The following is an 11,626-nucleotide window of genomic DNA, read 5'->3' as shown; positions in this document are numbered from 1 at the left end:
AGGGCGTGTTCGGGAACAGGAAAATCGGGAAGAAGAAGGTTGAGCCGTTAGCGGCCGACCTGGCGATGGCAACTCTCGCCCGCCGCGGGCCCTACAAGGTCGACCGCGGCGACCTGGGCATCGTCGGGATGTCGGGCCAAATCTTTGCCCCGCGCACCGGCAAGGACCTACCGGCCGTCGCCTTCGGGCACGGATGGCTGGTCAGCAGCACCCGGTACCGAGACCTGCTATTCCACCTCGCCTCGTGGGGCATCGTGGTTGCCGCACCTGACGGTAGCCGCGGACCGTTCGCCTCCGACATTGACCTCGGCACCGATCTGCGCGCCGCAGCGACCGTCGTCAAGAGCGTCCAACTCGGCGATGGCAGCGTGACGGTCGACCCGTCGCGCGTCGGCGTCGTTGGACACGGATTCGGGGCGGCCGCCGCGATCCGCGCGGCATCGGACCAGATTCTCCTGGGACGCCCGCCGATGTCGTTTGCGGCAACGGCGGCCCTGTTCCCGGCGCCAACGACCGCCGACCTGCACGAGGCAGTGAAGACTGTGGCGGCGCCGTCGTTGATTGTCGCAGGCTCCGCGCACCTTGCGTCGATGACCGGGAATGCACTCGCGATCGCGGAAGGTTTGCCCGGAGATGTGGTGTTGCGCACATTGGCCGGGGCCACCGATAAGGACTTGATTGAGCGACCCTCGGTCAAGTCTTTGATCGGCGGAAACGGTGCCGACTCCAAGGTCCACAAAGCGGTTCGAGCCCAGCTCACCGGGTTTTTCCTGCATCGACTCGCAGGCGATGGTCGGTATGCGGCCTTCTCTGACCCCGAGGCAACAATGGGCGATGTGCTGGCTGTCGACATCGAGACCGCCGAGCGCAGCGAACTCGACCACGTCTCGGCATTGCTCGGGTCCAAGCCCCGCTCGCGCTGACCGCTATTCTTGGTACCCATGTGTGGAATCGTGGGTTATGTGGGCAAGCGCGAAGCGCTCGATATCGTCGTGGACGCCCTCCGCAGGATGGAGTACCGCGGCTATGACTCGGCTGGCGTTGCCATTTTGGACGGTAAAGGTTCCCTCGCGGTCGAGAAAAAGGCTGGTCGGCTGGAGAACCTCGACAAACAAATCGCGACCGTCGGCACCGAAACGCTGACCGGCGCCACCGGCATGGGGCACACCCGGTGGGCTACTCACGGGCAGCCGACCGACCGCAATGCTCACCCGCATGTCAGTACTGACAGCAAGATCGCGGTGGTGCACAACGGCATCATCGAAAACTATGCGCCATTGCGTGCCGAGTTGGAGGACTCGGGCGTCGAGTTTTTGTCCGATACCGACACCGAGACCGCCGTCCACCTGATGGAACGCGAGTATGCATCGGGCGCGAATGCCGGCGACTTCGTGGCCTCGGCCTACAACGCCCTGCGACGTCTAGAGGGCGCCTTCACGCTCGTCTTCACGCACGCCGACCACTCCGACGTGATCGTGGCTGCGCGCCGGTCCACCCCGCTGGTGGTCGGCGTGGGCGACGGCGAAATGTTTGTCGCGTCCGACGTCACCGCGTTCATCGAACACACCCGCAATGCGGTGGAACTCGGGCAAGACGAGGTCGTCGTCATCACCAGCGACACCTACGACATCACCGACTTTGACGGCAACCCAACCGGCGGCACGCCCTTCCACATCGATTGGGACCTGGCAGCCGCAGAGAAGGGCGGCTACGACTACTTCATGCTCAAGGAGATCGCCGAGCAGCCCGAAGCCCTCGCGAATACGCTGTTGGGGCACCTGGATAATGGCCGCATCGTGCTCGACGAACAGCGGCTCACTGATCAGGATCTGCGGGATGTCGACAAGGTTTTCGTCGTGGCCTGTGGCACCGCGTACCACGCGGGCATGATCGCCAAGTACGCGATCGAGCACTGGACACGTCTGCCCGTCGAGGTCGAACTCGCCAGCGAATTCCGCTACCGCGACCCCGTTCTGGACCGTTCGACGCTCGTTGTCGCCATCAGTCAGTCGGGCGAAACCGCAGACACCCTGGAAGCTGTCCGGCACGCCAAAGACCAGAAGGCCCGAGTCCTCGCGATCTGCAACACCAACGGCGCGCAGATTCCCCGTGAATCCGATGCGGTCCTCTACACGCACGCCGGACCCGAAATTGGTGTCGCATCGACGAAGTGCTTCCTCGCGCAGATCGCCGCCGCCTACATGGTGGGATTGGCCCTCGCTCAGGCCGTCGGAACCAAATACGCGGACGAAGTGACCCGCGAATTTGAAGCACTCGAACGTATCCCGGCGGTGTTGGAAAAGGTTCTCGAGCAGATGGAGCCGGTTCGAGACTTGGCGCGCGACCTGGCTTCGAACGACACCATCTTGTTCCTGGGTCGCCACGTCGGCTACCCGGTGGCGCTCGAGGGCGCACTCAAGCTCAAGGAGCTGGCCTACATCCACGCTGAGGGCTTTGCCGCTGGCGAACTCAAGCACGGTCCGATCGCACTCATCGAGGACGGGCTGCCGGTCATTATTGTGATGCCGTCACCCGAGGGTCGTGCGCTGCTGCACTCGAAGATGATCAGCAACATCCGCGAGATCCAAGCGCGCGGTGCCAAGACCATCGTGATCGCCGAGCCCACCGACAAGGCGGCCGCGGAGGTTGCCGATCATCTGATCCCGATCCCACACACGCCGACGCTCCTGCAACCGCTGGTTTCCACGGTGCCGCTGCAGGTATTTGCGGCGACGGTCGCACAGGAACGTGGGTATGACGTCGATAAGCCCCGCAACCTCGCCAAGTCCGTCACCGTCGAATAGGCACGGCGAATATCCCGGTTCGTTGGCGTACGACGCTTGTCACAACCCCGTTTGTCACACGACCGTGATTAGGTAGAACGGTGATCGGCTACTACACCGCTGAGGCAATCCGCGACGCTGAGGTGGCCACCGGCTCCCTGTTGACAGGCGGGGTATTGATGGCGCGTGCCGCCAACGCGGTCGCCGGGGTGGTGCTCGATCAACTGCGCCAGCGGACCGGTGCTGTCTACGGCAGACAGGTGCTGCTGGTGGTTGGGGCAGGAAATAACGGCGGTGATGCGCTGTACGCCGGAGCTATCCTTGCCCGTCGTGGGGTAGCGGTGAGCGCTTTGCTGCTCGATTCCGATCGCGTCCACCGCGAAGGCCTCGGCGCGCTGCGTCGGGCCGGAGGCCGCGTCGTCGCCCAGGTGCCGGGCCAAGTAGACGTAGCGGTCGACGCCATTGTCGGCCTCGGCGGTCGTGGACCACTGCGCCCGGCCGCGGCGGAAATCTTTACCCGCCTCGCCAGGGCCTCGGCCGACAACACGGCTGCCACCGTCGTATCCGTGGATCTGCCGTCCGGTATCGACCCCGATACCGGGGTCATCCATGAACCGTCCGTTCGTGCCGACGTGTGCGTGACGTTTGGTGTCCAGCGGTACGCGCACCTACTGGCCGGCCCGAATTGCGGGGCTACGGTGGTCGCCGACATCGGCCTTGATCTGCCCGCGCCAATGCTGACGAGCCTCACCGACGCCGACATTGCTGCCGTGTGGCCGCTACCGGGACCGACCGACGACAAATACACCCAGGGCGTGGTCGGCATCATCGCCGGATCCAGCACCTACCCGGGGGCGGCGGTCCTGGCGACATCCGCCGCGGTCGCGGCGACGTCCGGCATGACCCGCTACGTTGGTCCGGCGGTGGCCGAAGTGCTCGCGGTCTCGCCGGAAGTGGTTGCCACGCGGGCCCTCGCGCAGGCTGGACGAGTCCAAGCGTGGGTGGTCGGCCCCGGATTTGGGACGGGTGACCAGGCACACGAACTGCTCGCCGATGTGCTGGCCGCCGACATTCCCACCCTCGTCGACGCCGACGCCCTGACCGTTCTGGCCCGCAGCCCCGACTTGTTAGCCGGCCGCACCGCACCCACGCTCTTGACCCCGCACGCGGGCGAGTTCGCGAGGTTCACCGGCCAGCAAGTCGGACCCGACCGGCTTGCCGCGGTCCGCGGCCTCGCCGCAGACCTCAACGCAACAGTGCTGCTCAAGGGGCGAATTACGTTGGTTGCCGATCCAGATGGGCACGTCACCGGTAATGACGCCGGGTCCTCGTGGGCGGCGACCGCCGGGGCGGGCGACGTGCTCTCCGGGGTTGCCGGATCACTCCTGGCAGCCGGACTTTCACCTCGAATCGCCGGGGCCGCCGCCGCACGCGTCCACGCTCGGGCGGCAGCGCGCGCCAGCGGGGGAGCACCCACCAACGCGGTCGCACTGCGCGATCAGGTCGCACCGGTGCTGCGGGAACTTTTGGATTTGCGACAATAGAAGGTGATGGAACCACGCGCACAGGGCAAGCCCCCGAACAGTGAACCCGTTGATCTTCACGCCGCAAACCTCTACGCGACGGTCGATCTCGGGGCGATCGCGCACAACGTGGGAGTGCTGCGGGACCGCTCGGGCACCGACGTGATCGCCGTTGTGAAAGCTGACGGATACGCCCATGGTGCATTGCGCGTCGGTCGGACCGCCCTCGCCGCCGGTGCGATTGCACTTGGCGTGGCGCAGATCGAAGAAGCGCGCGCGTTACGGGCCGGCGGCATTAACGGACACTTGATCGCTTGGCTGCACACGCCGCAGGCAGACTTTGCTGGCGGCGTCGCCGACAATATCGATATTGCGGTGTCCTCACCACGCCAACTCGCTCGGGTGATCGATGCCGCCCGCACTCTCGGGCGGAGGGCCACGGTGTCGTTGAAGGTCGATACCGGCCTTGCTCGAAGTGGCATCAGCATCGACGAATGGGACCGAACCGCAGATCTGCTGGCGTCCGCGGTCGCCGAAGGTGCCGTCGAACTCAGCACGGTGATGTGCCACCTCGCGTTCGGCGACGTGCCCGACCATCCGTTGAACTCGGTGCAGTCGCAGCGACTCGACGAGGCCGTCGCCGACCTCCGGCGCCGCGGCCTGACACCCAAACTGGTGCATATCGCGAACTCGCCAGCTGCGCTGACTCGCCCGGATCTGGCACACGACGCGGTCCGGCCCGGCCTGTCGATTTACGGGTATTCGCCGATTCCCGAGCTCGGCGACTTCGGCCTGATTCCCGCGATGACCTTCGAGTCCCGGATTTCGTTGATCAAGGCAGTGTCTGCCGGACAGGGAGTCTCGTACTCACACACTTGGGAGGCTCCGGAAGACACGATGCTCGCGGTGGTACCCGCCGGATATGCTGACGGTGTCCCACGGCTCCTTTCCGGGTCGATCACCGTCCACGTGAACGGACGGCTATTCCCCGGCGTCGGGCGCATCTGCATGGACCAATTGGTGATCGACCTTGGTCCAGACGGTGGCGGTGTAGCCGAAGGGGACCGTGCGGTCCTGTTCGGTCCGGCCGCCGCGGCGACCTCCTCGATCACACCTGCTGTAGATCCAGTCCCGACAGCTACCGACTGGGCCGATGCCACCGGCACCATCGACTACGAGATCATTTCGCGCATCGGCTCCCGCGCTGTTCGCCGGTACGTGAACGACCCGTTGGGAGATTCCGATGGCTAGATCTCAAGGCATGCGCGGCGAGCCAAGCGCTCAGGGCGCATGGCGATCGGGTTTGCAGCAGGTCACCTCGTTAGGTGCTCAGACCGCGACCGGGGCCATGCGACGACGCCGCGGAGGAAAGTCATCCACGCGCATCGACCCCCACGCTGGCGTGGACTTCAAATCCATCTACCGCGACGACGTGGCGACCGTGGTTGCCGATGACGGGGTGGCATTGGCGGTCCGGACCGTCATGACGGGTAGTCCCGACCCGGCGGCGAATGCGTCGTGGGGGCGCACGGCGACCCCCGAACTAACCGTGATCTTTGTGCATGGCTTCACCCTCCGCATGGCGGCGTGGCACTTTCAGCGGTACGCCTTGGCACAGAAGTGGGCCGACCGGCGCATCCAAATGGTCTTCTACGACCAGCGTGGCCACGGTGCCAGCGACCCCGCATCCGCGGAGTCAAGCACCATGGCGCAATTGGGCGACGACCTCGCCGCCGTCATCCGGACCATGGCACCGACCGGACCGGTAGTCCTGGTTGGTCATTCGATGGGCGGCATGTCGATCATGTCGCTGGCACGCCGACACTCCGGACTGTTTGCCCATTCCGGGCGCATCGCGGGCGTCGCCCTGGTGTCGACGGCGGCGCGGGGGCTTACCGAAGCCGGCCTCGGGGAAGGGCTGCGCAATCCGGTGATGGATGCCCTGCGGGTGTCGGTCCGGCTGATCCCACGGGCGGTCGAAGCTGGTCGCGGCATCACGCGGCGCGCATTGCAACCGGTGCTCATCGCCGCGAGCTTCGGTCCCGATTACTACAGTCCGGCCTGCGGCCGGGCGGTGGAGGCGATGATTCAGAACACCCCAATTGCCACCATGGTGAACTTTCTGGCCGTGCTCGAAAGTCACGACGAGACCACCGCCATCCCGGTAATCGCACAGGTCCCGACTGTTGTCATGGCCGGGGACGAGGACCTGCTGACGCCGCTGCCGAACTCGCTGAGCATTTACGCGCAGCTGGGAACGGACTCGCGGCTCGTCATTGGCGAAGGCTGCGGTCACATGCTGCCGTTGGAAGCGCCCGAGTTGGTCACCGAAGGTATTGACGACCTTGTTTCACGGTCGCGCCTGGCGCTCGGCCGCCCGATGATGCCGTGGCGTCGCAGGCGGAAGGCAAACGCGCATGAGTGACCGCGATGGCACGGGAGTCGGAGAAATGAAGCGAGGCGAATCCGGGGCCCGGGACTTGCCCGACGTCATCGACACCGAGTCGCTCGGCAAAGACTTGGCAGCGATGCTGGTGCCCGGTGACTTGGTGATCCTTGACGGCCCGCTCGGAGCCGGAAAAACTGCCCTCACCAGGGGGATAGGTGCCGGGCTTGGGGTTTCGGGGCGGATTTCTTCGCCAACTTTCATCATCGCGCGCGAACATCGGCCCGGGCCAGCCGGCGGGCCGGGCTTGGTCCACGTCGACGCCTACCGGCTCGGCGGCCTCGATGATCTCGACGCGCTCGACCTCGACACCGACTTGGAAAGCAGTGTCATTGTTGTGGAATGGGGCGAAGGTGTCGTCGAACGCCTCGTCGAGGAGTACTTGATGGTGCGGCTGCGTCGCGATGACGACACCGAGACCCGACATGTGACTTGGGAGTGGGTAAACCGATGACCGTACGAGTACTGGTGCTCGACACCGCGACGTCGGCAGTGGTCACCGGGGTGGTGGAACTGCGTGCTGACGGCTCGGCACGAGCCGTCGCTGAACGGATCGTCACCGAACAGCGCAGGCACGCCGAGGTGCTCACCACCCTTATGCGCGAGGTACTCGCCGAAGCTGGCATCGCCGGTTCCGACCTCACCGCGGTGGTCGTAGGGTGTGGTCCCGGCCCGTTCACTGGGCTGCGCGTTGGCATGGCTACCGGATCGGCTTACGCCGATGCGCTCGGCCTTCCCGCCTATGGGGTCGGAACGCTCGACGCCATTAACCTCGCGGCCCCGCCGCTGGATGGCGGAACGCGACTAATCCTGACCGATGCCCGACGTCGGGAGGTGTACTGGGCTCTCTATGCGGAGGGAGAGCGCATCGCCGGGCCCGATGTGCAGGCACCCGACAATCTCGTCGAACAGTTCGGCGAGCAACCGCCCGCCGAACTGCTGGCCGAGCCACGCTTTGCCGAGCGATTCGGATTCGCGGGCACCGAGTCGGTTGCGCCGACCGCTGCATCATTAGCTGCCGCGGCCGCCGAACGTGTTTTGACGAGTGCTCCCAACGAAATGCTGACACCGTTGTACCTGCGCCGACCGGACGCGGTGGAACTCAAAGACCAGAAGCGCAAGTCGTTGCTGCCCCCAGTCGCCGATGCCTGATCGCCAGGGCCCACTGATCGACCCGCTCGCGCCGTCGGACCTGGTCCGGTGCGCCGAGATTGAGCAGATCCTTTTCGCTGGCGATTCGCCGTGGCCACTCGAAGGCTTCGTCGCCGAATTGCGCGCCAACTACAACACCTATTTTGCGGCCCGAACGGAACCGGGCGCGCTCATCGTTGGTTACGCGGGAATCAGTATGCTTGGGCCGGCGGGGGACCACGAATGCGAGGTCCACACGATCGGCGTTGACCCCGCATTCCAGGGTTTCGGATACGGTCGGGCGTTGCTCGAAGCGATGCTGGAAGTTGCCGACGCTGCCTATGCGCCGGTATTCCTGGAGGTACGCACCGACAACGACCCAGCTATTACGCTCTATCGGCGATATGGCTTCGAGACCGCGGGCGTGCGAAAGAACTACTATCAACCGTCGGGTGCCGACGCGTACACGATGGTGCGTCCTGCACGGGTACGAGAAGAAGCATCGGGCCGCGAGCAGGCAAAACCGTTAGAAGGGCCAGCGAACTCATGATCGTGATGGGCATTGAAAGCTCGTGCGACGAGACCGGCGTAGGCATTGTGGAGTGGGACGGTCACGCCGCCACGCTCCTGGCCGACGAAGTCGCTTCGAGTGTCGACGAGCACGCTCGCTATGGCGGCGTGGTTCCCGAAGTGGCCTCACGCGCTCATCTGCAGGCGATGGTCCCAACGATGACTCGGGCTCGCGAAGCGGCCAAAATCGACCGTCCCGATGCGATCGCCGTCACCATCGGACCCGGCTTGGCTGGCGCGCTCCTGGTGGGTGTCGCAGCAGCGAAAGCCTATGCACTCGCCTGGGACGTTCCCCTTTACGCGGTCAATCACCTCGGTGGGCACGTTGCCGTTGACACCCTTGAGCACGGGCCGATGGAATCGGCGGTCGCGCTGCTCGTTTCGGGCGGACACACCCACCTGCTCGGGGTAGAGGACCTTTCCCGACCGATTGTCGAGCTCGGGACCACGGTCGACGACGCCGCTGGCGAAGCATTCGACAAGGTTGCCCGACTCCTTGACCTCGGTTACCCGGGCGGTCCAGCCCTCGACGAGGCTGCCCGCGACGGTGATCCGAACGCGATCGCCTTCCCGCGCGGCATGACCGGACCGCGTGATGCGCCGTACGACTTTTCGTTCAGTGGGCTGAAGACGGCCGTCGCGCGCTATGTGGAGAGCGCAGTGCGCGCCGGTCGATCGGTGTCAGTGCCCGACGTTGCGGCATCGTTCCAGGAAGCCGTCGCGGATGTGCTGACGGCCAAAGCAATCCGTGCGGTCCGCGACCGCGGGGTCGACACGTTGGTCCTCGGCGGGGGTGCAACGGCCAATTCTCGGATTAGGTCCCTCGCCGAGGAACGTACGACTGCCGCGGGTATTGACCTGCGGGTCCCCAAGCCGCGGCTGTGCACGGACAACGGTGTCATGGTCGCGACGCTCGGTGCGCATGTCATCGGTGGGGGTGCCGATCCGTCGCCGTTGACGGTCGCCACGGATCCGGGGATGAGCGTGCAGGTCAGTAAGCTCTAAGCGATCAAGTTCGAGATTCGTCACCCTAGCTGTTGAGAGCTGGCACTCGCATGGGTAGAGTGCTAGTTGGCTCCTAAACGGCGACACTGCGGCACCCGCGACGACGCGGTGAAGCGAACTGGGGGCCAAAAACTTTCCCATCAGTTACACGAAGAGAAGGACTGACATCGTGGCGAACATTAAGCCGCTTGAGGACAAGATCCTCGTTCAGGCCGTCGAGGCTGAGACCACTACCGCCTCCGGTCTGGTCATCCCGGACTCGGCGAAGGAGAAGCCCCAGGAGGGCAAGGTCATCGCCGTTGGCGCAGGCCGCGTCACCGACCAGGGCACCCGGATCCCGGTCGACGTCAAGGAAGGCGACGTCGTTATCTACAGCAAGTACGGCGGAACCGAGGTTAAGTACGACGGTCAGGAATACCTGATCCTGTCGGCTCGCGACATCCTCGCCGTTGTTGGCTGATATAGCCTGCAGCAAACTAAAGAAGCCCCGGTTGAATATCAACCGGGGCTTCTTTGTATTTGAAAGCTTTTGTACCTGGAAGTTGACCTAACTGGCGATGCGACCCGGGTTGCGGCGGCGCATCTGGTTTCGTTCGGACTCGGTGAGGCCACCCCAGATACCGTATGGCTCGTCGACGCTCAAGGCGTGCGATCGGCATTGGGTCAAGACGGGGCACGCTGCGCAGACCTGCTTGGCCTGGCGTTCACGTCGCATCCGGGCTTGGCCGCGCTCTCCTTCGGGATGGAAGAAGACTGCTGATTCGAGGCCGCGGCATTTACCGTTCATCTGCCAATCCCAGAAATCCGAGTTGGGGCCGGGCAGTCGGTCAAGTGTGGTCGTCAAAATTCGCTCCTGAATGGGAAACGCCTATTACCTACGAGTGTCACGGTATGTGTGTTCAGAAAAGAGAGTCAAACCCGCTCACGGGGCCTTTTTGTCGGACTTTTCGATTCGCTAGATGAACGGCAAGTGACGTGATGAAGGCCACTATATGCTGATAGTGTGGCCCGCAGTGGTCCGACCTTGTTCGCCCTGACCTGCGGATATTCGCCAGAAGCTGGCTGCTTGCAGGCGATTCCCGATGGTCCGGGCGTCAATGAGAAGATGGAGCGCAAGCTTACGAAAGTAACGGCAGCGCTAACGGGAGTTTTCGGTTGGGGCAAATGTGCCGCCGTTTGATCATCGTTTGTTAGTCGAAATGCAATCTGTATTCCTCATCGGAGCGCGATTGACGAAAGGCGTGTTGGGAAATGTTGGACCAGTGGTGGGCTGATCCTCGGGAAGTTTTTCAGACGGAAATGGCCTTGAGTGGTGATGTCGCCAGCCTGATGCGATGGGTCGACGCCGTGGAACTCGGCGCTCGCGGGCGCGCGGCTGCCGCACGGACCGTGGTGGCCGACCTGCTCCGCGACCCGCGAGTCGACGCAGCCGTGAAGTCTCTGTCGTTGTCGACGAGGGCTTCGCTGACCCGCCAGGCCGGTCGGCACGCCGACGCGCAGATAGACGACGGGGCGGCGCTGCTGGTGGCGGCGCAGGCGCGCACTGCCAGCCCCTGGGCGCGTGCAGCCCAGATTGACGCTTTGGTGGGACTGGCAGCAGACAGTCTGGGGATTTGGGATTTCGACGGCTCTCGTCGACTTCTCGATCGTGCCGCAGCACAACTGTGGTCGGCCCAAACGGACTATGAGCCGCAATGGGCTTGTGATGGCAGGCTCCAGCTGCGCCTTGCATGGGTACGCACCGAATTGGCTCTCTACTCGGGTGCTCCCGCAGCCAGCCTCGCCGCGCGGGCCGTTGAGTTGGCGGCCGACGCGCCGTCGATCCGGCATCGGCTCAAGACTGCGCTCATCGCCACCGCGGCAAGTAACGGCGACACTGCCGCCGACGATGCTGAACGGATCGCCAACGACTGCGCCGCGGCCGGCCTCGCGCCCTTGGAATGGGCGGCGCGCACCATGCTCGCCGGATTGCGCCCGGATGGAGGCGAAGCCGCCGCTCGAGCTGCCGAGTTGCAAGCGGTGTTGATCGACTGGGGCATGCCCTTTGTGCCCGTTGCGGAACCGGACAATCGTGGATCGGTAGGCTTGATCAATGACTGACGGAAGACGGCACAAAGAAGAGCTTCAGTCATTTCTTCTCGAATGCGTAACACTTGGGCACCGAAGCG

General features: G+C 64.5%; 12 protein-coding genes. 11 read left to right on the top strand and 1 reads right to left on the bottom strand.

Translation table 11 applies throughout. The annotated features are described in order from the left end of the window. The first annotated feature begins 65 nt into the window (after positions 1–65). The 10 genes from WBA38_RS09230 (at position 66) to groES (ending at position 9,918) form a co-directional block, all read left to right on the top strand. Positions 66–923, top strand: coding sequence for a dienelactone hydrolase family protein (locus WBA38_RS09230; RefSeq protein ID WP_424293772.1), 858 nt, complete (start codon positions 66–68; stop codon positions 921–923). Positions 924–941: 18 nt separating this feature from the next. Continuing rightward, entirely contained in the window at positions 942–2,804 is a 1,863-nt protein-coding gene (gene glmS, locus WBA38_RS09225; RefSeq protein ID WP_424293763.1) for a glutamine--fructose-6-phosphate transaminase (isomerizing), read from the top strand. An 80-nt stretch (positions 2,805–2,884) separates the two neighbouring features. After that, complete coding sequence (locus tag WBA38_RS09220) at positions 2,885–4,327, top strand: NAD(P)H-hydrate dehydratase (protein ID WP_424293764.1); 1,443 nt, start codon at positions 2,885–2,887, stop codon at positions 4,325–4,327. 6 nt (positions 4,328–4,333) lie between these two features. Continuing rightward, on the top strand, positions 4,334–5,557 hold the full coding sequence (alr, locus tag WBA38_RS09215) for an alanine racemase (protein WP_424293765.1): 1,224 nt from the start codon (positions 4,334–4,336) through the stop codon (positions 5,555–5,557). Beyond that, complete coding sequence (locus WBA38_RS09210) at positions 5,550–6,731, top strand: alpha/beta fold hydrolase (protein ID WP_424293766.1); 1,182 nt, start codon at positions 5,550–5,552, stop codon at positions 6,729–6,731. Before alr ends, WBA38_RS09210 begins: the two co-directional genes overlap by 8 nt. Beyond that, a complete protein-coding gene (gene tsaE, locus WBA38_RS09205; protein WP_424293767.1) occupies positions 6,724–7,206 on the top strand; it encodes a tRNA (adenosine(37)-N6)-threonylcarbamoyltransferase complex ATPase subunit type 1 TsaE in 483 nt (160 codons plus the stop codon). The genes WBA38_RS09210 and tsaE overlap by 8 nt, the downstream gene beginning before the upstream one ends. After that, the gene (tsaB, locus tag WBA38_RS09200) at positions 7,203–7,904 is read left to right on the top strand and encodes a tRNA (adenosine(37)-N6)-threonylcarbamoyltransferase complex dimerization subunit type 1 TsaB (RefSeq protein WP_424293768.1); all 702 of its coding nucleotides are present in this window, start codon (positions 7,203–7,205) and stop codon (positions 7,902–7,904) included. Before tsaE ends, tsaB begins: the two co-directional genes overlap by 4 nt. Beyond that, positions 7,897–8,433 carry a ribosomal protein S18-alanine N-acetyltransferase gene (rimI, locus tag WBA38_RS09195; protein WP_424293769.1) on the top strand — a complete coding sequence of 179 codons (537 nt, stop codon included), beginning with the start codon at positions 7,897–7,899 and terminating at the stop codon, positions 8,431–8,433. Before tsaB ends, rimI begins: the two co-directional genes overlap by 8 nt. Then, on the top strand, positions 8,430–9,458 hold the full coding sequence (gene tsaD / locus WBA38_RS09190; protein WP_424322539.1) for a tRNA (adenosine(37)-N6)-threonylcarbamoyltransferase complex transferase subunit TsaD: 1,029 nt from the start codon (positions 8,430–8,432) through the stop codon (positions 9,456–9,458). Before rimI ends, tsaD begins: the two co-directional genes overlap by 4 nt. A 169-nt stretch (positions 9,459–9,627) precedes the next feature. After that, positions 9,628–9,918 (top strand): co-chaperone GroES, encoded by a 291-nt coding sequence (groES, locus tag WBA38_RS09185; RefSeq protein WP_424293771.1) that lies wholly within the window; start codon positions 9,628–9,630, stop codon positions 9,916–9,918. Positions 9,919–10,005: 87 nt separating this feature from the next. Here groES and WBA38_RS09180 read toward each other — a convergent pair whose 3' ends face one another. After that, on the bottom strand, positions 10,006–10,302 hold the full coding sequence (locus WBA38_RS09180; RefSeq protein ID WP_424322538.1) for a WhiB family transcriptional regulator: 297 nt from the start codon (positions 10,300–10,302) through the stop codon (positions 10,006–10,008). A 455-nt stretch (positions 10,303–10,757) separates the two neighbouring features. Here WBA38_RS09180 and WBA38_RS09175 point away from each other — a divergent pair, with 455 nt between their 5' ends. Then, a complete protein-coding gene (locus WBA38_RS09175; RefSeq protein WP_424322537.1) occupies positions 10,758–11,558 on the top strand; it encodes a hypothetical protein in 801 nt (266 codons plus the stop codon). Positions 11,559–11,626 lie beyond the last annotated feature (68 nt).

It is taken from the genome of Gordonia sp. (in: high G+C Gram-positive bacteria) (genome assembly GCF_049647785.1).
In the GTDB taxonomy this organism is placed as follows: domain Bacteria; phylum Actinomycetota; class Actinomycetes; order Mycobacteriales; family Mycobacteriaceae; genus Gordonia.
This window is presented reverse-complemented; position numbering and strand designations above follow the sequence as displayed.